The organism is Pseudoalteromonas pernae (genome assembly GCF_039831865.1).
In the GTDB taxonomy this organism is placed as follows: Bacteria; Pseudomonadota; Gammaproteobacteria; order Enterobacterales; family Alteromonadaceae; genus Pseudoalteromonas; species Pseudoalteromonas pernae.
Genome location: NZ_JBDODM010000005.1, coordinates 217,217 through 240,239, shown reverse-complemented (window position 1 = coordinate 240,239; position 23,023 = coordinate 217,217). Strand labels below are relative to the sequence as shown.

Below are 23,023 nucleotides of genomic sequence, written 5' to 3'. Positions count from 1 at the left end.
AATTGGGAAATAACAATAATGATAAAATTCCAAGAGGTGAGCAAAACCTACCCCGGCGGCCACATGGCGTTAGAAAAAGTCAGCTTTCATATAGGTAAAGGTGAATTGGCTTTTTTAACAGGCCACAGTGGCGCTGGTAAGAGTACGCTGCTCAAGTTAATCAGTTTGATGGAACGCCCGTCCGCGGGCAGTGTTGCAATCAATGGTGTGGACTTGAGTGCTATCAAGCAAAGTCAAATTCCTTATGTGCGCCGTGATATTGGTATTATTTTCCAGAATCACCGGCTTCTCGATAGATACTCTGTATTCGACAACGTGGCCTTGCCACTGATCATCGAAGGGGCGCATCGCAAACAAATAGAGAAACGTGTATCTGCGGCGCTAGAAAAAGTCGGCCTAGCTGATAAAGCGCGTTGCAGCCCGCAAATATTATCTGGTGGTGAGCAGCAACGCGTCGGAATCGCCAGAGCTATTGTCAATTCACCGCCTATCTTACTCGCGGACGAACCAACGGGTAACCTTGACCCCGAGCTGTCGATGGAGATCTTGCGACTGTTCGAAGACTTTAATAAACACGGTACCTCTGTGTTGATTGCAACTCACGATTTGGGCTTGATAGCGAGAATGAAGTATCGCAGTCTGACATTGAAAAATGGCCGTTTATTGACGGATCCACTTGCTCAGGAGTCTGCATTATGAGTTTGTTATTCAAAGGCCGAGAAACAGAGTTCCAACGCAAAGGGCATGGTTTTTTTGCGCGTATTTACTTCGCGGTTTTCAATACAATCCGTCAAGGAGTTCAAAGTCTAGGTGAAATGTGGCGAACGCCAGCTGCATCATTGATGACTATTTTAGTATTGGGGTTGAGTTTAACCTTGCCGTCCACGTTATATTTGGTCGTTAAAAATGTCCAAAAAGTCAGTAGTGGATTTGACAATGCAGCTGAAATCTCTTTGTTTGTAAAACAAGGTATGAGTGAGCAGCAAACGCAATCCCTGGTTAAGCGCCTCGCATTGTTTAGCGAAGTGGAAGACGTTCGTTATATAAGTAAAAGCAGCGCGCTAGAAGAATTTAAGCAAGTATCTGGCTTTGCCAATGCCTTAGATTATCTTGATGAAAATCCTTTACCTGATGTGGTATTGGTTACACCGACCGAGCGACACCGTAACCCACAAGCGGCTAAGGCCTTGCTCAATAAGCTGCAGCAAGAGCGTGAGGTCGACTTTGGTAAAATCGATATTGAGTGGTTAGAGCGCCTTAATGCGATTCTTAATTTACTCAAAGAGAGCGTTATTACTATCGCCATTCTATTGTTAAGCTCAGTAATTTTAATCATTGGCAACACTATTCGTTTATCTATTATGGATAAGCGTACTGAAATCCAAGTCATGAAGCTTGTTGGCGCAACCAACGGCTTTATCCAGTCGCCATTTTTGTGGACGGGTATTTGGTATGGTGTGGTTGGTGGCTTTGTCGCCTTGATTTGTAATCTGCTCATGATGTGGTGGTTGGAATCAGCGGTAGAAACGGTCACAGGTATCTATCAATCAAGCTTTATTCTCCAAGGCCTTAATGCACAAGAGTTTTTAATCTTAATCTCGCTTGCGGTGATCTTAGGCTTCAGTGGCTCGTACTTATCTGTGCGTCGTTATATCAAAGAAATCGAACCGGATAAGGTGTAAATTTAAGCGGCTATGATAATGAGCTGCTATGCTCATTATCGGCTGCTAAAGTACACTAAATATTCGGTGCACGATGCCAGCTTGTCTCTTATATAACACCTAATTTAATTAAACTTTAATATTTCTAAATGTTTCATATTGATATTATTTACAATAGAAACAAGGTGTTAAGTGTTAATTTTCAAGTATTGAGAACTTCTTGATATGCATGCAGTCAAAGGTTACAATGCTTTAGCACTCTCGGTTTTAGAGTGCTAAATTTTGATGAAGATTAAATCATCCGAGGTGAATAATGAGCACAAATTTAAATGCACTAGCATTTCCGGTTGGCCAGCAAAGCGCGAGCATCGAAGGGTACTTGCAAGCGGTTAGCACCATTCCTATGCTCGAGGCCGAGGAAGAACGCCGTTTGGCTACTAGGCTTCAAGAAGAGGGTGACTTAAGCGCTGCAAAGCAGTTGATTATGTCGCACCTACGTTTTGTTGCACACATTGCTAAAAGTTACAGTGGATATGGTTTACCTCAAGCTGATTTAATTCAAGAAGGTAATATCGGTCTGATGAAAGCGGTGAAACGCTTTGACCCTAGCGTCGGTGTGCGTCTGGTATCTTTCGCAGTTCATTGGATTAAAGCTGAGATCCATGAGTACGTGTTAAAAAATTGGCGTATTGTTAAAGTTGCAACTACCAAAGCGCAGCGCAAGCTATTCTTCAACCTGCGTAAGAACAAAAAGCGTCTTGGTTGGTTTAACCAAGAAGAAGTAACAACCGTAGCTAATGAGCTTGGTGTAAGTGAAAAGGAAGTACGTGAAATGGAATCGCGCATGAGCGGCCAAGACATGGGCTTCGACTTAACTAACGATGACGATGATAGCGGCGTTAGTACAACATACTCACCGGTGCAGTACTTAACTGACAATAGCTCAGACTTGGCAGAGTCGGTCGAACAAGAACAGTGGCAAGAGCAATCGCACACCCGTTTATTCTCTGCTCTGAAAACACTAGACGAACGCTCACAAGATATCGTGACTTCTCGTTGGTTGGCAGATGAAAAAGCGACACTACAGGAATTGGCGCAGAAATATGATGTGTCAGCCGAGCGTGTACGTCAGCTAGAGAAAAGCGCAATGAAAAAGCTTCAGAACGCGATGGCGTAATGAGTGAAAAGACAGTAACGAAAAAAGGCCAGCAACAGCTGGCCTTTTTTGTGCTCACTTATCCGTGAAACTTAGTGATCACGCTTAACTGCGATATTCGCAAGTGCGATTAACGCGTCTTTCTCAGCACTAGGGGCAAGAAAAGATAGCGCCGCAATGGCTTTGTCGGCTTCTTGCTGGGCGCGCTCCATCGTGATTTCCAGCGCCTTTGTTTGCTTGAGTGTCTCAAGAATATCATCGAGATGTTCAAGGCCGTTGCCTTGCTCAATTGCTGTGCGGATCTGAGCTACTTGTTCAGGCTGCGCTTTAGTCATGGCATAGATAAGCGGTAGAGTAGGTTTTCCTTCAGCCAAATCATCACCAATATTCTTACCCAGAGTTTCAGCATCGGCGCTGTAGTCTAATACATCATCAACCAACTGGAATGCGGTACCTAAATGCATACCGTATAATCGCATGGCTTCTTCGATGTCATTATCTTGCTCGGTGATCACTGCTGCGAGTTGAGTAGCTGCTTCGAACAACTTTGCAGTTTTCGAATAAATTACCTGCATGTAGCTTTGTTCGCTGGTGTCAGGGTCATTGCAGTTCATCAGCTGTAACACTTCGCCTTCTGCAATCACGTTCGTGGCGTCGGCTAAGATGTCCATGATGCGCATTTGCCCAAGTCCAACCATCAGTTGGAAAGAGCGAGTATAAATAAAGTCACCGACAAGAACGCTAGCTGCATTGCCGAACTCGGCGTTTGCGGTTGGCTCGCCTCGGCGAAGCGCTGACTCATCGACTACGTCGTCATGAAGCAAGGTGGCAGTATGTATAAACTCAACGATCGTTGCTAAAGTGATGTGTTTATCGCCTTGGTATCCCAACGCGCGGGCAGCTAGCAGTGCAAGCATAGGACGAACACGCTTACCGCCACTATTGACTATATATAGCCCTAGCTGATTGACCAGTGCAACGTCAGATTGCATTTGTGCATATATTAACTTGTTGACGCTGTTCATATCATCATCGATAAGCGTCTGGATAGCTTTTATATCCATTTAACTCCGTTCCGTGCCACGTCGATTGTTCGGGGAATTGCGCGGTGAATTGTACATGAATTTTCAGCATTGCTCGACTCTTTCGCACGAAACGAACGTTTTTATTGGTTTCAAAGTAAAAAATTAACTAAAGGCAAATTAATTGCCTAAAAAGTGCGTAATGCCCTTGGCAAGCGGTTAAAAAAAGATAAAATAAGGAAAATTTTTTTATGTCCTCGTCGGCGCCATTTTTTCTCACAAATAATTGAAAAAATACGCTTGTCAATAAGGGTGTTTTAGCGTAGACTTCGCGCCCTATTGAAGAATATTTAGTTGCGTCGATTTGAGGGCGCACAGACGGAGTTAATTATGTACGCGGTTTTCCAAAGTGGTGGTAAACAGCACCGTGTGACTGAAGGTCAAACGATTCGTCTAGAGAAACTAGACGTTGAGACTGGTGCAGCAGTTGAATTTGACACAGTACTTTTAGTTGCTAATGGTGAGAAAATCGAGATCGGTACACCGTTCGTAAACGGTGGTAAAGTGACAGCTGAAGTTGTTTCTCACGGTCGTGGCGAGAAAGTTAAGATTGTTAAATTTAGACGTCGTAAGCATTCTCGTAAGCAGATGGGCCACCGTCAGTGGTTCACTGAAGTTAAAATCACTGGCATTAGCGCTTAATTTAGAGGTACAGAAAGATGGCACATAAGAAGGCAGCTGGTAGTACTCGTAACGGTCGTGATTCAGAAAGCAAACGCCTAGGTGTTAAGCGTTTTGGCGGTGAATCAGTTCTAGCGGGTAGCATCATCGTACGTCAACGTGGTACTAAGTTCCACGCAGGTTCAAACGTAGGTATGGGTAAAGACCACACTCTATTCGCAACTGCAACTGGTAAAGTTCAGTTCGAACAAAAAGGTCCTTTAAACCGTAAATACGTGAGCATCGTAGCTGAGTAATCAGTTAACAGACTTACTGAAAAACCCCGCACTTGCGGGGTTTTTTGTTTTCAATTGCTCAAATCAATTCGCATTGATCGTGAGCATTAATGCGAAGCAATTGATATAATAGAAACATTCAATCGCAGATCCGCTAAGTGAATAAACATGAAATTTGTTGATGAAGTCGAAATCCGCGCAGAAGCGGGAGATGGCGGCAGTGGTGTTGTCTCTTTCCGACGCGAAAAATACGTACCAGACGGTGGCCCGGATGGCGGCGACGGCGGTGACGGCGGCAGTGTCTACTTAGAAGCAGACGATAACTTAAATACCCTTATCGATTATCAGTTTGAGCGTTTCCATCGCGCAGAGCGCGGTACGAACGGCCAAAGTCGTAACTGTACTGGTAAGAAAGGGACCGACTTAGTTCTTAAAGTACCTGTGGGAACACGTGTAACTGACGTTGATACTCAGGAGAGCCTAGGTGACCTGACTAAACATGGTCAAAAGTTGGTGGTAGCCAAAGGTGGTTTCCACGGTTTAGGTAACACGCGCTTTAAATCGAGTACAAACCGAGCGCCTCGTCAGAAAACGCTAGGCACGCCAGGTGAAGTACGTAACCTTAAATTAGAATTGATGCTACTTGCTGATGTAGGTCTATTAGGTTTACCAAACGCGGGTAAATCAACCTTCATTCGTAGCGTGTCAGCAGCAAAGCCTAAAGTGGCAGATTATCCGTTTACGACGCTTGTGCCTAACTTGGGGGTTGTACGCCCTGCATCAGGCCAGTCGTTTGTTATTGCTGATATTCCTGGTTTGATTGAAGGTGCATCTGATGGCGCAGGCTTAGGTATTCGCTTCTTGAAACACCTTGAGCGTTGTCGTGTGTTATTGCACATCATTGATGTACTTCCAGTTGACGGTTCAGATCCAGTAGACAATGCGTATGCAATTATTAACGAGCTACACCAGTACAGTCCAAAACTTGCTGATAAGCCGCGCTGGCTAGTTTTCAACAAGATTGACTTGTTACCACAAGATGAAGTCGAAGAAATTTGTGCACGCATCGCAGAAGAGTTGGGTGTAGAGCAGGATATTTATAAAATCAGTGCTGCAAGTAAATTGAATACGCAAGAATTGTGTCAGGATATTATGCAGTTACTTGAGTCTATGCCTAAAGATAAATTCGAACAGCATCAGGTAGAAGAGGAAGTCGAATTTAAATGGGATACTTATCATCGTCACGCAACGAAAGAAAAAGAAGATGACGACGATTGGGAAGATTGGGATGATGACGACTACGACGTTGAGATCATCTACGAACGTTAAGAAAAATGTTAAGGGCGCTTGCGCCCTTTTTTTGTGAATAAGGATCCGAAGTGAAAGTTTCAATGATCGCTGCGATGGCGCATAACAGAGTTATTGGTAAAGATAACGACATGCCATGGCATTTACCCGCTGATCTTAAGCACTTTAAAGAAGTTACCCTAGGCAAACCCGTCATCATGGGTCGAAAAACGTTAGAATCCATCGGTAGAGCTTTGCCTGGTCGCAAGAATATTGTCATTAGTCGCAATTCAGATTACCAATTTGAAGGTGCACAAACGGTGACTTCAGTACAAGAAGCACTTGAATGCGTGGGGGAAGTCGATGAGGTAATGATCATTGGCGGCGGTAATATTTATGAACAATGTTTACCCATTTCTAGTACTTTATACTTAACTTTTATTGACCTTGAAGTGGATGGGGATACTCGTTTTCCCGATTATGAATCCATGGGGCCATGGCACTGCGAATCACACGTGGCGCATCAAAAAGATGATAAAAACCCGCATGATTACGAATTTGTCACGCTTAGTAAGGAAGTGTGAGTTATTTGATAATTTTTGATCTAGTTGGTAAACTGTTAGTCTACTTTGTAATAAAAAAGTATTAAAGGGTGCAACTAATGAAATTATTATCCGTGGCTATCGCTTCAGCGGTATTGGCAGGCAGTGTTTTGTACACTGCACCAGCGAGTGCAAATGACCGCTTAGCGGTCAGTATTTGCGAGTATATTGCTGCTAATGATAAAAACCGTTTACGTAAAACGTTGGGTGACGCGCGTATTAAATTGCGTGACATTTCCGACAGCGTAAAGTGTAATGGTAACAATCTTGTACGTCATGCTCTGGCTAGCCAAGCAGTGGATACAGGTGAGTATATTATTAAAAGCTTACCAAAAAGCTCCCTAGAAGATGGTGCGGACCTTAATTGGGCCACCAGTAATGGTTACGGCGACTCTCCGCTTGTGGCTGTTATCAAAGAGCGTGCGGGCCTATAACCGCGATTTATACGTAAAAACCACGGTAATTGCCGTGGTTTTTTTGTTTTTGCTTTATTTCTAATTCAGTTCCCGCCCTATACTAGTTAAAATAGCGCAAATTTTTTAACTAGGTCTCTCTATGGCAATCCACGTAATCGATCATCCTCTCGTACAGCACAAACTTGGCCTTATGCGCCAACAAGGTATCAGCACAAAAAGTTTTCGTGAGCTCTCATCTGAGGTTGGCACATTGCTAACTTATGAGGCGACAAAAAACCTAGAGCTCGCCGATACAACAATTACAGGTTGGCAAGGAAATGAGCTAACAGTGAAGAGTATCAAAGGGAAAAAGATTACAGTTGTGCCAATTTTACGAGCTGGTTTAGGTATGCTTGATGGTGTGTTGCACCTCGTTCCCGGCGCAAAAGTGAGTGTCGTTGGTTTGGAACGTAACGAAGAAACTCTTGAGCCAATCCCTTACTTTGAAAAACTGGTAGGTAAAATTGACGAGCGCTTGAGTCTAGTGATTGATCCTATGCTTGCGACAGGTGGTTCAATGATTGCCACTTTAGATATGTTGAAAAAGGCTGGATGCAAGCACATTAAAGTGATCGTGCTGGTTGCTGCGCCAGAGGGCGTAGACAAAACCTTAGCTGCTCACCCTGATATCGATATTTACACAGCTTCTCTAGACAGCCACTTGAATGAGAAAGGATACATAGTGCCAGGATTAGGCGATGCAGGTGACAAAATCTTCGGTACTGTTTAATGAGCGCTGCGTTTTCACCTAAAACTATTCTGACGGGTGCCCAGATGCTATTCGTAGCATTTGGTGCGTTGGTGTTAGTGCCGTTGCTTACTGGATTAGATGCCAATGTTGCACTGTTCACAGCAGGTGCAGGTACTTTAGCTTTTCAGTGGATTACCCGTGGCCAAGTCCCTGTATTTCTTGCATCTTCATTTGCGTTTATTGCGCCAATCATTGCATGTAATCAGCTATACGGTACAGCGGCGACCATGGGGGCATTGATGGCTGCCGGTGGTGCCTACATGATTTTGAGCGTTTTAGTACGACTCAAAGGAACGGACATGCTGCACCGCGTACTCCCACCGGTTGTTGTTGGCCCCGTGATCATGGTGATCGGTTTAGCACTGGCGCCGGTCGCGGTCAATATGGCGATGGGCAAAAGCGGAGATGGCTCTGCGCAGTTAGTAGCATATGACCATGCTATTTGGATCTCTATGTTAGCGTTGTGTGCGACATTATTAACCGCGGTTTTCGGTAAAGGAATTTGGCGACTGGTGCCTATCCTTGCCGGTGTATTTGTAGGTTATATGTGCGCATTGTTTTTGGGTGTAGTGGAGTTTAGTGCCGTACAGCAAGCATCTTGGGTTGCTGCTCCAGCATTCACAGCACCTGAGTTCAAGTGGCAAGCTATTGCATTTATGATCCCCGTGGCGATTGCCCCGGCTATTGAGCATATCGGCGATATGATGGCTATTAGCCATGTAACAGGCAAGGACTTTCTGAAAAAGCCTGGTCTACACCGCACCTTGATGGGCGACGGTGTTGCTACCACGCTTGCGGCCAGTGTGGGTGGCCCACCGAATACTACTTATTCAGAGGTAACCGGCGCTGTAATGTTGACCAAGAACTTCAATCCACGCGTGATGACGTGGACGGCAATTATTGCTGTGGTGCTGGCATTCATTGGTAAAATGGGCGCTGTGTTGCAAACTATTCCTGTTCCGGTAATGGGCGGCATCATGATTTTATTATTTGGCTCGATTGCAGTAGTGGGCTTGAAGACATTGTTCAAAGCGCATATTGATGTCAGCGAGCCACGCAATCTTGTGATTATTGCCTTGATTCTGGTGCTCGGTATCGGTGGCATGCAAATTGGCGGTAATGAGTTTGCACTCCAAGGTGTTAGCCTTTGTGCTATTTTTGGTATTTTGCTGAATCTCATTCTTCCGCCTGCACAGTCAGAATCGCAGAATTAAATAGTGAACTCTAAAGTCTTTGGATGCTCGACATTCAATTTTCAAAAAGACATTAGAGCAATTAGTCCAGAAATAAGGTAAGATCGGCCGCCTTCGACCATCATGAGATGGCGGCACCGATCACTGAGGCATTCAGCCGTTTAAATATTAGGGGCAATCCTATGTCAGATAAGCGTTATATTACCGCACAACAATTACTTGAAGACTCATTCCGCGTTGCGGCTCAAGTTTACGAAGACGGCTTCCGTCCAGACTTCATTATTGGTATTTGGCGTGGTGGTGCACCGATCGGCATCGCAGTACAAGAGTACTATGATTTTAAAGGTATCGAAACTGACCATATCGCGGTTCGTACTTCTTCTTACTATGGCATTGGCCAGCAGTCGAAAGAAATCAAAGTGCACGGTTTGCATTACATCATTGAAAACGCCAATGCCGACAACTCGTTATTGATTGTTGACGACGTGTTTGATTCAGGTCGCAGTATTTACGCATTAAAAGAGAAACTCTCGGAACTGATGCGTCTAAATATGCCAAAAGATGTGCGTGTAGCGTGTCCATACTACAAGCCAAAGAACACTAAGGTACCGATGAAGCCTGATTACTACATTCACAATTCGGATGAGTGGTTGGTATTCCCACATGAGCTGTCGGGTTTAACACCAGAAGAGCTGCAAGAGGGTAAATCGGACCTCGCAAACATCAAGGATTTGTTTGTATAACGGATTCAACATAAAAAAAGCAGCGTTCGCTGCTTTTTTTATGTTTCGTGGATAGCTACGTTTAGATAAAGCTATCGACAAACTCACTCAATGCTGCTTCATCTATGGTCTGTAGCCCATCTTTAGAGCGTACAATTAATCCTTTATCAACTAATTCAGTCACCACACGGCGATAGGCACGCTCAGTTGTCGCAAAGCGCTCCGCTTCAGCACTGACTGTCGGGTAGGCCCGAAGTAGGGTTGGATTGGTGTTCTGGGCGCGCATTAAACAATCTTTGGCTATGTTGTAACTCAGTGGTAGTAGTAATTTGTCTAAGTTTACTTTCTGATTTTCCTGAAATTTTGCAGCGATTGTCTGCGCTGTGTATAAACTCAGTTGCGGATTTTCCAATAGTACTTGGCGCCAGTGCTTTAATTCAATTAAGTCATAGCTGACATCACTAAAACACGTCACCGTATAAATACAAGGTTGGTTATTGAGCGCTTCGATTTCGCCAATCAGGGTATTGTTGCAGTCCAATTGACCGAGTAAGAGCCGACGTCCATTACCGACGTCATAGCTGAATGACACAGTACCGCTGCGCACTAATACAAGCTTTTGCAATGGCTGATCTTGATGAAGTAGAACCTCTTTTTTTTCTTGTTGGTAATGGTTTCCAGTGAACTTGAGAAGTTGCTCAACGAGATCGGTCGAAAAATGATACTGAAACATTGTCAAAGCCTGCTGGGACAATTGTCCTTTTTGTTACAACTACATGACGCTAGCATGACACTCTAGCGTGTTTTTACGTCAATTCGCACATAAATGCAGGGCTTTCCTAAAGGGTAACTTTCCCGTGTTTACTGTGTCGGTTTATTGCCTTGCGGTGTGAATTGGCTTTTTTATTATCATAGTCCGCATAAATCCAGAATCTAACTGGATATTTACAGCGGTTTATTAATGCTAACTGAAAGCGAAGGAGAGGACAAATGAGTTGGGAATATTTAGGCTATTTCGCCTCAGCTTTATTAGTTACTTCTCTGGCGATGAGCGATGTACACAAACTGCGTTGGTTTAATTTGGCAGGGTGTATTGCGTTTACGTTTTATGGGTTAGCAATTGAAGCTTGGCCAGTGGCGTTAACCAACGCCTTGCTGGCGTTGGTTAACTTATACCACTTACACAAATTAAAGCTTACTCACTGCAAAGCAGGGGCGTCACGTTCATAACGCTTAGTCCCGCCAAGCCAAGTTTGTAGTACCTGTGTTTGCCAAATATCTTGAACGGGCGCGCTGATAATATCTGTGTCCACCAAGATAAAGTCTGCCCACTTACCTTTTTCAAGACTGCCTAATTTAAACTCCTGTTGCGCACTGTAAGCGGCATCAAGCGTAAATGCACGAAGTGCTTGTTCGCGTGTTAGCAATTCTTCTGGTCGCCATCCCGCTTCTGGCTGACCTTGATGGTCTTGGCGGGTAATCGCGCTGTACAGACCATGGAATGGGTTAGCAAGCTCAACAGGGAAATCTGAACCTGCAGCCACTCTAGAGCCCTGTGCTAAAAATGTTTGCCATGCATATGCGCCTTGTAATTGATTATCCGTTAGGCGTTGCTCTGCCATGTGCATATCTGATGTCGCATGCACGGGTTGCATTGATGGAATGATCTTCAGTTCTTTAAAGCGGCCAATATCACTGGGTTCAACAATTTGTGCATGCTCTATGCGATTACGCAGTAACTTTCCTCCAGTGCTTTTGAAGACCGCTTCATAGGCATCAAGTACCTCTCTGTTAGCGCGATCGCCAATTGCATGTGTGTGCGCGGCAAAACCATGGGTGAAACAAAGCTTATAAATCTCTTGAAGCTGTTCTTGGCTTTCTAACATGAGTCCTTTATGACCTTTGCGGTCGGCATAATCTGCCAACAAGGCAGCTCCACGTGAGCCTAGAGCGCCGTCTGCATACACTTTGACACTGCGTATCGACAACATGTCTTGGTTATCGTGAACTTTGCCAGCTTTTAGCATCGATTCCAGTTGCGGATCTGCGGCACTGAGCATGGCGTAAATGCGAATAGGCAAGGTGTGATTTTCGGCTCGGTCTTTGTATAGCTGCCAAGTGTCTTTATCAATGCCTGCATCATGAGCACTGGTAATGCCTAAACTCAATAGATGCTCACCCGCTTTATCCAAAGCACTGGACAAGCTCTTCATGGACGTCTTAGGAATGGCTGAGGTAATTAAGTTTTCCGCTTTATCGATAAATACGCCCGTGGGCGAGCCATCTTCGTGTCGAATAATTTCGCCGCCAGCAGGGCTCTTCGCATCAGCTTTGAGCCCGGCAAGTTCCATGGCTTTAGTGTTCACCCACACGGCATGACCATCGATACGCGATAACACGACAGGCTTATCGCTCACGTACTTGTCTAAATCCTTTGCGCTAGCAAATTCTTTTACTGGCCAATTTTCTTGGTTCCAGCCGCGGCCAATAATCCAGTCTTGCTCCGATTGCGATGCGAATGCTTTGAGTTTCTCACCCATTTCTTCAATGGATGTGGTATCGCGCAGGTCTAGACGCATTAAATTTTGTCCTAGGCCGATGATATGACCGTGGGCATCGATTAAACCCGGTAGTAACACTTTACCTTGGCCGTCGATAACCGTTGCATCTGGATAGCTGCTAACAAGTGACTCGTTACCGCGGTTGATCACCCGTCCATCTTTAAACACCAGAGTTTGAAAATTCGCTAAATCTCCGTTGTTTGTTGGCGTGTACCCATTTATATTATGCACTACAGTAGTATTAGCCCAGATTGATAATGGCGTGAGGGCTGTTGCCATAACTAATGCAAAGAGCTTGTTTTTCATATTATTTTCCTTATTAGCAAGCTCAAATGACTGTAGCAAAGAACTGGGCTGTAGGACAAACTCAAATCGACAAAGGTCAAGGATGAATAGAAGTAAAATTGTTACCACACTCCCCGTAATTGCTCTACTTGTTGGCTGTACAACTGTGCTCGCTGCAAACGAAAGTACACCTGCAAAACTGATTAAGGCGTGGCCAATAAAGCCATTCGATGGAACTGATCGTTCTCGTACCGAGAGCTGGGCAAATCTGTCTTTTGTTATTGATACACAAGGAGATGTCACCGATGTCGAAGTGTTGTCTCATTCTGAGGTGAGATTTGACGAAGATGACTTCAAGCGATTAATCAAAATGTGGCAATTTGAGCCCGCGATATTGAATGGGGAACCTATCGACGCTTCGTGGTTGTACACCGTACAAAGCAAGAAGATGTTTGATGGCGTTGATAATGGCACCATTAAAAGGGGATTTTTATCTACAGGGGAGCAGATTCAAGCTGCACTTGCAGATAAAAATTTCGACTTGGTACGAACACTGTTGAATAAGCTCGATGAGCATACTAAGAACAATGCCGAACAGGCTTTAAATCATTGGTTTAAAGCTCAATATTATTATTTTGTAGAAGATTGGCATCAATATGGGCATCACCTGCAGAGTGCTTATGCTTTGAGTAAAGAGTTACCTACCGAATACCGCATTAAGTTACATCAAAACACCCTACACTGGTTTATGTACACCCGTGAATACCTGAGTGCAAATACGGCGATTAACTCATTCTATGGCCTAGGAGATGTTAATATGGATGCAGCAATATTTCTTAAAGCTAAAAAGCAGCTCGCCAAAGAATTGAATGCAAACCCTGAACTGCACTATAGCTATACGTTAGAGCCTAATAAACCAAAGCTATTGGGGCTTAGTCGCTACAGTGTTCAAATCAAGACACAAGAACCATTAACCAAGGCTCAGCTGAGGTGCCGGTATGGTGTTCTTGATGTGCCAAAGGTCAGTGAGAACCGCTATGCCATCACGCAAACTGAAGCTAACGTGCGTTGTGGGTTGCTGATTAAAAGTGAGACAGAGCAGTCAATTGAGATAGAGCAAACGGGACAGGCGATACGTCTGTAGTTGACTTTGTAGTTATACCAACAAGCAATAATACTTGAGCCGTTTAAGGGACTAAACCTAACACAGCAACCGAAAAGTTTTCTTGCCGCATAGAGCCTTTCAATAAGCTAATTTGGTATTGATTTTGAGAAAGAAAAAGGCCGCGTGATGCGGCCTTTACTGTTGCTGTGTCTATTACACCTTAAAGCGATCAACTGATTGGCGTAACTCCTCGGCCAGTTTGGCCACCTCAGAGCTAGATTCAGAGGTTTGATTTGCCCCTTCAGCAGTTTGTTCGGCGATAGAAACGATTTGCTCCAAACGTTCACTGATCTCTTGCGACACTTGTTGCTGCTCCATCGCCGCAGATGAAATCTGCTCACTGACGTCATTAGCTGCGGCAACTGCATTGGTAATTGAATCAAGCGCTGCGCTTGCATGTTCGCTTTGTTCCACACATGATTCCGCTTGCTGGCGACCTTTTGACATAGCCTCAACAGCTGCTTGGGCGCCATTTTGCAACGACTGAATCATATTTTGAATCTCTTGTGTCGATTCTTGTGTCTTGCTTGCCAGTGAACGCACCTCATCTGCTACCACAGCGAAGCCACGGCCTTGTTCACCCGCACGAGCGGCTTCAATTGCTGCGTTTAGTGCAAGTAGGTTGGTCTGCTCAGCGATGCCACGAATAACATCGAGAATGCCACCGATAGAGGCGCTGTCTTGATGTAACTGGTTGATAACTTGTGATGCGTTGTCGACTTCAATGGCCAACTGCTCAATCGTCGCTTTGTTTTGGTTTGAAATACCTTTGACGCGATTTGCTTCGCTATCCGCATTTTTGATTTCGTTCAAGGCCAGTTGCGCGCTCTCATTGACCGCTTGCGAGGTACTGCTCATTTCGGTCGTTGCTGTGGCCGCTTGCTCTACTTGCGCACGCTGAGACTGAATAGCTTGGCTTGACTCAGTTGTGATAGTAGACGTTTGTTCAGAAGCTGCCGCAAGTTGGGTAGAGCGGGAAATAATGCCTTGAATCAACTGACGTAGACTGTCGATTAGGGTATTACAGCTTTTCGCCAACTCGCCAAATTCATCTTGTGCGCTGTCGTCTAGACGTTGCGTCATGTCGCCTGAAGCTACAATATTGAGCACGCGATTTACTTCGCTAAGCGGTTTGGTAATTCGGCTTACCGTAAAGTAGGCCACGATAATGGCGATAATGGTCGCCAAAATCATACCCAGCCAAGTCCAAAGATTTGCTTTACGTACATCCTTGCGCACGCCTTGTTGCTGCGCAAACGCCATATCTTTCACTTGCGAAACTAGTGTTGTTAATGAGGCCAGAGCTTTGTCATTAGTAGCCTCAGAACTTGATAAGTTCGCTTTTGTTTTCTCGATGGTTGCTAGCAATTCAGCTTTGTTGTTAGCCAAAGACGCAGAACCTTTCACCGTGTTAGTAATCGTACCCACATAATTGCTAAGGTCATCCAACAAGCCTGAGTCTTTCGCAGCGACCGCAGGGCCAATCAAGGTCATAGAGCGCTCTAGTTCACCTAAATAAAACAGCTGGTCGTTTTTAATAATGTCTAGCGTCTGGGCATTGTTTACGGTCAGGATGTCGTTACTGGTTGTAGCCAAAGAAGTGAGGTTATTCTCAAGTTGTGTAACCGCTTGGTAAGCGCGTGCATCGTCTTGCTCAAGGCCATCAAGGTCGGAAATATCAAGCACTACCGACACTGCATCTTCGACATTCAAATCTATGGTGTCGAATTGTTCACGAAGTGTTTTTCTCAGCGTCAGCGCGCGGCTCTTATTACTAAAGAGTTGATCAACTTGGGGCTCAAACTCGGTGTACGCTTTCTCAACGCTACTGGCCATATTTGCCAGCTTAGCTTCATTTTGTACCACAGTGCGTAGCTCAGACATCGACTTGTCGAACGATTTTTGTTCTTTGCGATATCTTTGCTCTAGCTCTGCAAGCTCTGCTGCGTCATCGCTGTAATATGCTCCTATCGCAGCCTTGCTCATCAATGTAAATTCGATCTGCAATTCCGAGCTTTTCTCTAATGCAGGTAACGATAATTGATTTACGCTTTGGGTGGAGTTATCGATGTTGGCGATACGGATCAGTGAATTGCCGCCAATCGCTAACAGCAGTAGGGTGATGAATATAAATCCACCCCAGATACGTTGACTCACAGTAAGCTTCATAGAGTTTCCTAACTACTTATAATTACGTAACTTATCGACCAGTGGCCGAAAAAGTTAAGGCATCTATTGATAAAATGTAACAACTTTTTGCAACGTGCGCAGCTTATTACGTTGTAATTCTGCTGGGCTCTAATACTTTATTCTTGGTTTTGAGGTTCATGCAAGTCATGGCACCTCCCCAAACGCATCCAGTATCTAATGCATAAAGTCGCTTTCTTCCTGTTTGTCCTTCTAATGCCGCCCAGTGTCCGAAAACGATGTCGAAATCATCATTCGCACGCAGGGGGTGCGTAAACCAGGGCTGTAAAGTGGTGCACTGGCTTGGGGTCCCTTTTTCCTTTAAATTCAATTTACCTTGTGCGTCTACAAAACGCATTCTAGTAAAACTATTGATAGTATAGATAAATTTATCCATTTCGCTGTCGCTTTCGTGCCACAACGCAGGAGTATTTTGATACATGTTGGCAAAATAGTAGTGCGCGTCTTCACCTTGGTAGCATTTTTGCGCTTTTTTTGCCCATTTTAGACCTTGCTTCAAAGACCATTGTGGTGACAATCCAGCGTGGCTTATCAGTGTGTTGTGCTTCTCTAACCACACGGCCAGTGGTTGTTGCTGTAGGAATTGCAACAGTTGCTCTTTATCTTGAGCAGCGAAAATGGGCCCAAGCCTGTCTTTTGGATTGGGGTGCTTATTTAAATGGGCTGTTGCCAGTAAATGTAGGTCATGATTGCCCAGCGTAATAGTTACGGCATGTGCCATGCTGTGAAGACGACGTAAACAAGATAATGAGTCTGGACCGCGAGCAACTATGTCGCCAACGCAGTAAAGGTGATCTTTGCTGGGATTGAAATCAATGCGCTGGAGCAGCGCATCGAATTCCTGATAGCAACCTTGGAGGTCGCCAATCGCATATTTAGCCATGGCGTTTTAGTGCAGAATGTTGGGGCAGCTTAAGCGAAACACATCGATAGGTGCTTGAAACTCGTTGCCAAATTCACTACGCATTACATAGTAACCTTGCATCGTGCCTACCGGGGTGTCTAACACCGCACCACTGGTATAACTGTAACTTTCGCCAGGACCAATAATGGGTTGTTCGCCGACAACGCCTTCGCCTTCAACTTCCACTTCTTTGCCATTTGCATCTGTGATTAACCAATAGCGACTGAGCAATTTCGCGCTGCTCAAGCTATGGTTTTTAATCGTAATGTTGTATGCAAATACGTATTTATCTTTTTCTGGCTCAGACTGGCCTTCAACATAAAACGTCTCAACCATCACCTTGATGGCTGAGTCTGAACTACTGCTTGTTGTCATATAACCAATTCGCGATATCGATAAACTGTTTTAGCGTTAAGCTTTCTGCGCGCACGCTAGGGTCGATGCCCAATGCTTCTAATTGTGTTGCATCCAGTAGATTTGCCAAGCTATTTCTCAAGGTCTTGCGACGCTGATTGAAAGCCTCTAAACATACTGTGTTTAATAGCTTTGTACTTTTTGCTGTGCGTTGATCAGGGCTCTTAGGTACTAACCTGACTACCGCTGAATCAACCTTAGGCGCAGGCTTAAAGCATGTAGGCGGTACTTCAATCACCGGAATAGCATGACAATAATACTGCGTCATTACGCTTAAGCGACCAAATGCTTTACTGCCTGGAGAGGCGACCATACGGTTAACCACTTCTTTTTGCAGCATAAAGTGCATGTGTTCAACATCATCTACATAGTCAAACAAGTGGAACAATAAGGGCGTCGAGACGTTGTAGGGCAAGTTACCAAAAATCTTTAGCTTCTTGTCACCTGTGAGTAAGCTCGAAAAATCGAACTTCATGGCATCGCCCTGATGCACCGTGAGCTTTGGTGCCATAAATGGGTGATGGATCAATCGCTCGGCGAGGTCTTTATCAAGCTCAACCACCGTCAGATGGTCAGTAAGCTCTGTAACAGGCTCAGTGATTGCACCCAAGCCCGGGCCGATTTCAACCAAGTTATCGCCCACACGTGGGTCGATTGCGGTTACGATTTTGTCAATAATGGTGTCATCATTGAGGAAGTTTTGCCCGAAGCGCTTACGCGCTCGGTGCCCTAAATGTACTTTATCTGTCATTGTCTCTGCGCTTTTTTGCTTGCCAGTTTAATCGCCTCGGTTAAGGCGACTCTGAAACTGCCAGCATCAGCTTGGCCCGTTGCCGCTAGATCGAGTGCTGTACCGTGATCAACGGAGGTCCGGATGAATGGAAGGCCAAGGGTGATATTAACTGAATTACCAAAACCCTTATATTTTAACACAGGTAAGCCTTGATCGTGATACATTGCGAGCACGGCATCTGCTTCATTGAGGTATTTATCTTGGAATAGGGTGTCTGCAGGCAGTGGGCCCACTAAATTCATGCCTTGTGCATTCAGCGCGTCAAGTGTCGGCGTGATCACATCGATTTCTTCACGGCCTAAATGGCCACCTTCACCAGCATGTGGATTCAAACCACAGACTAAAATACGTGGAGAGGCCAAACCAAATTTGGTGCGTAGGTCGTGATCTAAAATACCAATGACTTTTTCAAGACGCTCAGGCGTAATAGCTTTAGCTACGTATGCCAGTGGAATGTGCGTAGTGACCAGTGCCACGCGCAAGCCTTCAGTAGCAAGCAGCATCACCACATCTGGGGTATTTGATTGCTGAGCAAAATACTCTGTGTGACCGCTGAAGGAAATCCCTGCTTTATTGATGATCCCCTTGTGTACTGGGCCTGTGACCACAGCATCAAAGGTACCATCCATATTCTTTTCACAGGCGATACGCAAAGTGTCGAGCACATACTCACCATTTTGCTCGTTCAACTCCCCAGCAACCACTTCGGTGGCTAGATCAACTTGATGCAAATATAAGGTGCCTGGGGCGGTGCGCTGGGCAGGCGCTTGCTCATCGAAAGGAACAAGCGTTAAATCTAACCCTAGCACCGATGCGCGTTGACGTAGTAATTGCGCATCGGCAATAGCCACCAATTGGGCGTCCCAGCCAGATTGTGCCAACTCGATAAGTAAATCAGGGCCAACGCCTGCGGGTTCACCCGGTGTCACTGCGATACGCAAGGTCATAACTACTATTCCTCAGCGAAAATATCGATGTGCGCTTGCTCACGTATTTCCTGCTGGAACGCAAAGCTTTCTTCTTTGAACTTACGGTTATACAACATCTGTTGTGCGCGGTTTCTTTTCGCTAAGTCAGTTTTATCAGCAACACGTTTGTCCAGTAACTGTACGATGTGCCAGCCGAATGTTGAACGAAACGGTTCACTAATCTCATCTTTCTCTAGTGACATCAGAGTGTCGCGGAAGGTAGGCACATAGGTTGTTGGATCAGTCCAGTCGTATTCACCACCTTTAAGTGCTGAGCCTGGGTCTTCTGAGTACTCTTTAGCAAGCTCAGCAAAATCGGCTGTTCCAGCTCTTAAATCTTTTACAAAGCCTTCTAACATTGAGCGTGCTTTGTCTTCACTTAGAATGATCGACGGCTTAAGTAGGATATGGCGAGAGCGTACTTCTACTGTTTCAACTACTTGGCGACCACGTACATCTTGTACCTTGATGATATGGAAGCCAGCGCCACTGCGCAGCGGGCCAATGATGTCGTCTTTTTTCTTACCCTTTACCGCTTCGGCAAAAAGAGAAGGCATCTCGTTAGTGCTCATCCAGCCTAGTTGTCCACCGTCTAGTGCTTTAGAACCGCTTGAAGAAGCAATGGCGATACGTTTAAATTCTTCGCCTTCACCTAACATTTCAATAACCTTGGTTGCACGTGATTGTGCACTCGCAATCTCTTCAGCAGTTGCACCGCTTGGGATGTCGATAAGGATATGACCGATGTCATATTCTTCGCTGTTGCCGCCTTGTTGGTCCATGATTTTCAACAGGTTATCAATTTCTTGAAGGCTGATGTAAATACGACGGTCAACATTCGCGCGCAATACTTGCTGAGTGGTTATTTCTCGGCGCATGTCCTCACGGAACTGCTGGAAGTTCTCACCCGATGCCTCCACAGAGCGACGCATATCGGCAATTGTGCCGCCTTGCTCTCGGGCCATGTTGGCCAAGGTACTATCCAATTGACCATCTGAAATGTCCATACCCATGCGCTCTGCCATTTGCAGCAGTAAGGTTTGTTCAATTAGGCGTTCAATTGCTTGCACGCGAAGAGCGCTGTCGCTAGGTAACTCTTGGCCGCTCATCTGTGCTTGCGCTTTAACGCGGTTGATAATGGTGTCTACTTCGCTTTGTAGAATGACACCTTCGTTCACAATACCTACAACTTGGTCGATCATTTGCGGCTTTGCGATCGCGCCTTGGCTTAGGCCAAGGGCAAGTAAACTGGTAGCTAAAATCTGTTTTAAATTCATATTTCTTATTGCTTTAATTGGTAAGGAAATAGGGGCGACGATAGCCAAAAATGCCTTCTTTGAGTATCTGTTGTGCATCATAACTGCTTTTGCCTCCAAGCCCTTTTAGGACAAATTTGATGCCGATCCCCGAGTCGAAGACCGCTTGTTCTTGGTTAATACTTTGATTCAAGTCCGTTTCAATTTGTCTGCGGCCAGTTACTTGAACGGCCCAACAGCATGATTCGTACTGTACCCCAGAGATGACCTCGATACTACGACCTGACTCGATGTCGCGGTGGTAGCTCGCAACAAATTGCCAGTTATCGTTAATGGGCACACTGGTAAACATACCGACTTGCTCAATTGTATTCCCTGAGACATCGTTTGCATAGCGATGGTTCAATTGGACTAGCTCGTTATTGTCACCTTTATAATCGAGTGTCAGATGAGATTGGATCATTTGACTACCATCGATGTCATATTGGATACCCCCTGAGAGGTACCAACGGCGATGCCAATGCCACATTGCTTCACTGGCAAACAAAGAGTTATAGGTTGTTTCTGTTGCGAAGTCTTGCGCTGTTGGTTTTGCTGACTCAGAGAGATAGAAAATCTGACCAGCACTTAAGTTGAAGACTTCCTCATTAGCGCTATCGAACACCCGTGTTGTGGCACCTAGGGTGATTTGGTTAGCGGCTGCAATACGGTCTACGCCTGAGAAGCGACGGTCCCGGAATAAGCCAAAGAAGTCATCTTGCAACTTGGTTGTATCGTAAAGACCTATGTTGTTTTGGTCTTTATTTGGCGTATATAAATACTGGATCTGTGGTTCGAGAGTTTGAATACCGTCGTCAACAAACAAGCTGGTGTCGCGTTCGAAGTTTAATTGGCTATACAAACGCAGCTTCGGCAAAGTACGGCTAACAGAGTCTTCATAGGTCGTGCCGCTTAAATCACCTTGTTGGTCGTAGTAAGTGTGTAACACACTCAACTCAGACAAAAATGACCACGCATAACGCTCTTCACTGAAGCGTAGCTTAGGCTCCAAGTGAATACGCGTCGCTTCATCTATGGTGCGAGTACTATTACGGAAATGACTGAATTCACCGTTAATAGAGGCGTCGAACCATCCTAGTTGATACGGCAAGGTTTGCGAAAATTGCACTCGCGGTAAGGCGGTGTAAGATTCTAGGTGATCACCGAGTACTTCATAATCTTGTACTTGGATGTCGGTTCGCCAACGCTCGCCTAGATGCGTTAATATCGCTGAGCGTGCTAAATGCGTATCCGTTTTTGTAGCGTAATTCGAGTTCAGGTCAGTGAGGTAGTTGTCATCACTGACATTAGTGATATCGACACCCGCGCGCCACGTGTCACTAAAATAACTTTGCTGTTTCCAGTGATACAAATAACGACTCCCCAGCTCTGGGTCTGAGTCATCAGAATCTAAGTATTCCAGCCCTAATAAGCCTTGGCTAGTTTGCGTTAAATAGCGAAACTCTGATTGCAACTGCAATCCTTTTTCTGACATATAACGCGGCGTTAGCGTTAAGTCATAGTTAGGCGCAAGGTTAATGTAGTAAGGGGTGATTGTTTCCAAACCAAAACGGTTTGAGCTTGATAGCTGCGGCGCTAAAAAGCCAGTTTTTCTTTGGTCGTTAATTGGGAATGTAAAGTAGGGCAAATACAACACTGGCGTATTGTAAATACGTAATGTTGTACCGTAAGTTTCACCCCATCCTTCTTCTTGAGAAAGAATAATTTTGTTGGCACTAATGGACCATGTTTCGTTGTCGACAGGACAGGTTGTGAAACTAGCGTTAGTTAAAAACAATCCCTCTTCGGATACCTGGAGTTGCTCTGCGCCACCACGGCCTTGCTGCTGCGTTAATTTATAATCAGCGCCGAGTAAATTGATGTTGGAATCGTCTAAATTCGCCTTTAAGCCACGGCTGGTAATAATCGCACTACCATCTTGATAGGTCAGTGGCCCCTTCGCATTTAACAGCCCCTGCTGTTTATCAATGAGGGCAGATTGCGCTGACAAGCTCATGGTGCGGGTACTGATGTCCACATCACCCACAAATTGCGCGCTGTCTTGGCCAATAAGCTCGACATCGTCGGCCACAATTTCAATTGTCCCGAATGGCAAGTCTGGTGCTAGCCACTTGGCTTGGCGAGATACATCAAGGCAATGTGAAGCATTGCTTGCGTCATTAGGGAAAGCAACGGCATTCACCGCTGGATTGACTTGGTTGTTGGCATCCGCTTGCTGCTCAGTCGCCGAAGACGCGGCACTGGCTTGGGTTCCATATAGGGCTATCGCTATCATGCCCCATAATTTATTCATCGACTCACCTTAGCTTACTTGCCAATAGCATGAGGTTTGGCAGACCTTTGCTGAATTTATTCGCAGCGTTAATATCTTTCGCTGCCCTTATTGTGTTACCAAACAAAACCGCAGTGCTTTGTTTCGCTGTACCCACTGTGTTTGTCATATCTGTTATTTGTGAGTGCGAGCGCCTTGGTAACAATAAAAATCCTTACATCAAGGGGGGAATGGCCCTTGCAACTAAGCATGACATAATAAAGCAATTTTGTATTAATTACATCTGCCATATGCTGACAAATTGGCCATTTTCATCTCAGTATTAATATCTT

The 23,023-nt window shown here is 45.1% G+C and carries 23 protein-coding genes; 13 read left to right on the top strand and 10 right to left on the bottom strand.

The window, feature by feature from the left end; genetic code table 11:
* Positions 1-18 precede the first annotated feature (18 nt).
* The 3 genes from ftsE to rpoH all read left to right on the top strand — a co-directional run bounded on the left by ftsE (position 19) and on the right by rpoH (position 2,838).
* Positions 19-699 (top strand): cell division ATP-binding protein FtsE, encoded by a 681-nt coding sequence (gene ftsE / locus V1358_RS13620; protein ID WP_347390500.1) that lies wholly within the window; start codon positions 19-21, stop codon positions 697-699.
* A complete protein-coding gene (gene ftsX, locus V1358_RS13615) occupies positions 696-1,682 on the top strand; it encodes a permease-like cell division protein FtsX (RefSeq protein ID WP_347390501.1) in 987 nt (328 codons plus the stop codon). The genes ftsE and ftsX overlap by 4 nt, the downstream gene beginning before the upstream one ends.
* A 292-nt stretch (positions 1,683-1,974) precedes the next feature.
* The gene (rpoH, locus tag V1358_RS13610) at positions 1,975-2,838 is read left to right on the top strand and encodes an RNA polymerase sigma factor RpoH (RefSeq protein WP_347390502.1); all 864 of its coding nucleotides are present in this window, start codon (positions 1,975-1,977) and stop codon (positions 2,836-2,838) included.
* 71 nt (positions 2,839-2,909) lie between these two features.
* On the opposite strand, the gene ispB is transcribed toward rpoH, so the two are convergent.
* Positions 2,910-3,881, bottom strand: coding sequence for an octaprenyl diphosphate synthase (gene ispB, locus V1358_RS13605; RefSeq protein WP_347390503.1), 972 nt, complete (start codon positions 3,879-3,881; stop codon positions 2,910-2,912).
* A 348-nt stretch (positions 3,882-4,229) separates the two neighbouring features.
* Between ispB and rplU the strand changes: the two genes are divergently transcribed.
* From rplU to V1358_RS13565, 8 genes are all read left to right on the top strand, one after another.
* Entirely contained in the window at positions 4,230-4,541 is a 312-nt protein-coding gene (gene rplU, locus V1358_RS13600; protein ID WP_105199571.1) for a 50S ribosomal protein L21, read from the top strand.
* A 17-nt stretch (positions 4,542-4,558) separates the two neighbouring features.
* Positions 4,559-4,816 (top strand): 50S ribosomal protein L27, encoded by a 258-nt coding sequence (rpmA, locus tag V1358_RS13595; RefSeq protein ID WP_347390504.1) that lies wholly within the window; start codon positions 4,559-4,561, stop codon positions 4,814-4,816.
* A 147-nt stretch (positions 4,817-4,963) separates the two neighbouring features.
* A complete protein-coding gene (cgtA, locus tag V1358_RS13590; RefSeq protein WP_347390505.1) occupies positions 4,964-6,124 on the top strand; it encodes an Obg family GTPase CgtA in 1,161 nt (386 codons plus the stop codon).
* Positions 6,125-6,186: 62 nt separating this feature from the next.
* Positions 6,187-6,666, top strand: a complete 480-nt coding sequence (folA, locus tag V1358_RS13585) for a type 3 dihydrofolate reductase (RefSeq protein WP_440589727.1) — start codon at positions 6,187-6,189, stop codon at positions 6,664-6,666.
* Positions 6,667-6,743: 77 nt separating this feature from the next.
* Complete coding sequence (locus V1358_RS13580) at positions 6,744-7,118, top strand: DUF3718 domain-containing protein (RefSeq protein WP_347390507.1); 375 nt, start codon at positions 6,744-6,746, stop codon at positions 7,116-7,118.
* A gap of 121 nt (positions 7,119-7,239) precedes the next feature.
* The gene (gene upp, locus V1358_RS13575) at positions 7,240-7,869 is read left to right on the top strand and encodes a uracil phosphoribosyltransferase (RefSeq protein ID WP_347393860.1); all 630 of its coding nucleotides are present in this window, start codon (positions 7,240-7,242) and stop codon (positions 7,867-7,869) included.
* Positions 7,869-9,104 carry a uracil-xanthine permease family protein gene (locus tag V1358_RS13570; RefSeq protein ID WP_347393859.1) on the top strand — a complete coding sequence of 412 codons (1,236 nt, stop codon included), beginning with the start codon at positions 7,869-7,871 and terminating at the stop codon, positions 9,102-9,104. The genes upp and V1358_RS13570 overlap by 1 nt, the downstream gene beginning before the upstream one ends.
* 161 nt (positions 9,105-9,265) lie before the next feature.
* Positions 9,266-9,826 carry a phosphoribosyltransferase gene (locus tag V1358_RS13565; RefSeq protein WP_347390510.1) on the top strand — a complete coding sequence of 187 codons (561 nt, stop codon included), beginning with the start codon at positions 9,266-9,268 and terminating at the stop codon, positions 9,824-9,826.
* A gap of 61 nt (positions 9,827-9,887) precedes the next feature.
* On the opposite strand, the gene V1358_RS13560 is transcribed toward V1358_RS13565, so the two are convergent.
* Positions 9,888-10,538 carry a Crp/Fnr family transcriptional regulator gene (locus V1358_RS13560; protein WP_347390511.1) on the bottom strand — a complete coding sequence of 217 codons (651 nt, stop codon included), beginning with the start codon at positions 10,536-10,538 and terminating at the stop codon, positions 9,888-9,890.
* Positions 10,539-10,795: 257 nt separating this feature from the next.
* Between V1358_RS13560 and V1358_RS13555 the strand changes: the two genes are divergently transcribed.
* On the top strand, positions 10,796-11,035 hold the full coding sequence (locus tag V1358_RS13555) for a uroporphyrinogen decarboxylase (protein WP_347390512.1): 240 nt from the start codon (positions 10,796-10,798) through the stop codon (positions 11,033-11,035).
* Here V1358_RS13555 and V1358_RS13550 read toward each other — a convergent pair.
* The gene (locus V1358_RS13550; protein WP_347393858.1) at positions 11,005-12,672 is read right to left on the bottom strand and encodes an amidohydrolase; all 1,668 of its coding nucleotides are present in this window, start codon (positions 12,670-12,672) and stop codon (positions 11,005-11,007) included. The genes V1358_RS13555 and V1358_RS13550 overlap by 31 nt on opposite strands.
* 82 nt (positions 12,673-12,754) lie before the next feature.
* On the opposite strand from V1358_RS13550, the gene V1358_RS13545 reads away from it, so the two are divergent.
* The gene (locus V1358_RS13545; protein WP_347393857.1) at positions 12,755-13,795 is read left to right on the top strand and encodes an energy transducer TonB; all 1,041 of its coding nucleotides are present in this window, start codon (positions 12,755-12,757) and stop codon (positions 13,793-13,795) included.
* Between the two features lie 174 nt (positions 13,796-13,969).
* Here V1358_RS13545 and V1358_RS13540 read toward each other — a convergent pair whose 3' ends face one another.
* The 7 genes from V1358_RS13540 to lptD all read right to left on the bottom strand — a co-directional run bounded on the left by V1358_RS13540 (position 13,970) and on the right by lptD (position 22,712).
* Positions 13,970-15,985 (bottom strand): HAMP domain-containing methyl-accepting chemotaxis protein, encoded by a 2,016-nt coding sequence (locus V1358_RS13540; RefSeq protein ID WP_347393856.1) that lies wholly within the window; start codon positions 15,983-15,985, stop codon positions 13,970-13,972.
* 106 nt (positions 15,986-16,091) lie between these two features.
* Complete coding sequence (locus V1358_RS13535; protein ID WP_347393855.1) at positions 16,092-16,907, bottom strand: symmetrical bis(5'-nucleosyl)-tetraphosphatase; 816 nt, start codon at positions 16,905-16,907, stop codon at positions 16,092-16,094.
* A 6-nt stretch (positions 16,908-16,913) separates the two neighbouring features.
* Complete coding sequence (gene apaG / locus V1358_RS13530; protein ID WP_347393854.1) at positions 16,914-17,303, bottom strand: Co2+/Mg2+ efflux facilitator ApaG/CorD; 390 nt, start codon at positions 17,301-17,303, stop codon at positions 16,914-16,916.
* The gene (gene rsmA / locus V1358_RS13525) at positions 17,287-18,093 is read right to left on the bottom strand and encodes a 16S rRNA (adenine(1518)-N(6)/adenine(1519)-N(6))-dimethyltransferase RsmA (protein WP_347390518.1); all 807 of its coding nucleotides are present in this window, start codon (positions 18,091-18,093) and stop codon (positions 17,287-17,289) included. Before rsmA ends, apaG begins: the two co-directional genes overlap by 17 nt.
* Positions 18,090-19,082, bottom strand: coding sequence for a 4-hydroxythreonine-4-phosphate dehydrogenase PdxA (gene pdxA, locus V1358_RS13520; RefSeq protein ID WP_347390519.1), 993 nt, complete (start codon positions 19,080-19,082; stop codon positions 18,090-18,092). The genes rsmA and pdxA overlap by 4 nt, the downstream gene beginning before the upstream one ends.
* Positions 19,083-19,087: 5 nt before the next feature.
* A complete protein-coding gene (gene surA, locus V1358_RS13515; protein ID WP_347393853.1) occupies positions 19,088-20,380 on the bottom strand; it encodes a peptidylprolyl isomerase SurA in 1,293 nt (430 codons plus the stop codon).
* Positions 20,381-20,393: 13 nt separating this feature from the next.
* A complete protein-coding gene (gene lptD / locus V1358_RS13510) occupies positions 20,394-22,712 on the bottom strand; it encodes an LPS assembly protein LptD (RefSeq protein ID WP_347390521.1) in 2,319 nt (772 codons plus the stop codon).
* Positions 22,713-23,023: the final 311 nt, after the last annotated feature.

Excerpts from the sequence above, each read along its gene's own strand:
- ftsE (WP_347390500.1), top strand. The coding sequence starts at position 19 with ATGATAAAATTCCAAGAGGTGAGCAAAACCTACCCCGGCGGCCACATG.
- ftsX (WP_347390501.1), top strand. The coding sequence starts at position 696 with ATGAGTTTGTTATTCAAAGGCCGAGAAACAGAGTTCCAACGCAAAGGG.
- rpoH (WP_347390502.1), top strand. The coding sequence starts at position 1,975 with ATGAGCACAAATTTAAATGCACTAGCATTTCCGGTTGGCCAGCAAAGC.
- ispB (WP_347390503.1), bottom strand. The coding sequence starts at position 3,881 with ATGGATATAAAAGCTATCCAGACGCTTATCGATGATGATATGAACAGC.
- rplU (WP_105199571.1), top strand. The coding sequence starts at position 4,230 with ATGTACGCGGTTTTCCAAAGTGGTGGTAAACAGCACCGTGTGACTGAA.
- rpmA (WP_347390504.1), top strand. The coding sequence starts at position 4,559 with ATGGCACATAAGAAGGCAGCTGGTAGTACTCGTAACGGTCGTGATTCA.
- cgtA (WP_347390505.1), top strand. The coding sequence starts at position 4,964 with ATGAAATTTGTTGATGAAGTCGAAATCCGCGCAGAAGCGGGAGATGGC.
- folA (WP_440589727.1), top strand. The coding sequence starts at position 6,187 with ATGATCGCTGCGATGGCGCATAACAGAGTTATTGGTAAAGATAACGAC.
- V1358_RS13580 (WP_347390507.1), top strand. The coding sequence starts at position 6,744 with ATGAAATTATTATCCGTGGCTATCGCTTCAGCGGTATTGGCAGGCAGT.
- upp (WP_347393860.1), top strand. The coding sequence starts at position 7,240 with ATGGCAATCCACGTAATCGATCATCCTCTCGTACAGCACAAACTTGGC.
- V1358_RS13570 (WP_347393859.1), top strand. The coding sequence starts at position 7,869 with ATGAGCGCTGCGTTTTCACCTAAAACTATTCTGACGGGTGCCCAGATG.
- V1358_RS13565 (WP_347390510.1), top strand. The coding sequence starts at position 9,266 with ATGTCAGATAAGCGTTATATTACCGCACAACAATTACTTGAAGACTCA.
- V1358_RS13560 (WP_347390511.1), bottom strand. The coding sequence starts at position 10,538 with ATGTTTCAGTATCATTTTTCGACCGATCTCGTTGAGCAACTTCTCAAG.
- V1358_RS13555 (WP_347390512.1), top strand. The coding sequence starts at position 10,796 with ATGAGTTGGGAATATTTAGGCTATTTCGCCTCAGCTTTATTAGTTACT.
- V1358_RS13550 (WP_347393858.1), bottom strand. The coding sequence starts at position 12,672 with ATGAAAAACAAGCTCTTTGCATTAGTTATGGCAACAGCCCTCACGCCA.
- V1358_RS13545 (WP_347393857.1), top strand. The coding sequence starts at position 12,755 with ATGAATAGAAGTAAAATTGTTACCACACTCCCCGTAATTGCTCTACTT.
- V1358_RS13540 (WP_347393856.1), bottom strand. The coding sequence starts at position 15,985 with ATGAAGCTTACTGTGAGTCAACGTATCTGGGGTGGATTTATATTCATC.
- V1358_RS13535 (WP_347393855.1), bottom strand. The coding sequence starts at position 16,907 with ATGGCTAAATATGCGATTGGCGACCTCCAAGGTTGCTATCAGGAATTC.
- apaG (WP_347393854.1), bottom strand. The coding sequence starts at position 17,303 with ATGACAACAAGCAGTAGTTCAGACTCAGCCATCAAGGTGATGGTTGAG.
- rsmA (WP_347390518.1), bottom strand. The coding sequence starts at position 18,093 with ATGACAGATAAAGTACATTTAGGGCACCGAGCGCGTAAGCGCTTCGGG.
- pdxA (WP_347390519.1), bottom strand. The coding sequence starts at position 19,082 with ATGACCTTGCGTATCGCAGTGACACCGGGTGAACCCGCAGGCGTTGGC.
- surA (WP_347393853.1), bottom strand. The coding sequence starts at position 20,380 with ATGAATTTAAAACAGATTTTAGCTACCAGTTTACTTGCCCTTGGCCTA.
- lptD (WP_347390521.1), bottom strand. The coding sequence starts at position 22,712 with ATGAATAAATTATGGGGCATGATAGCGATAGCCCTATATGGAACCCAA.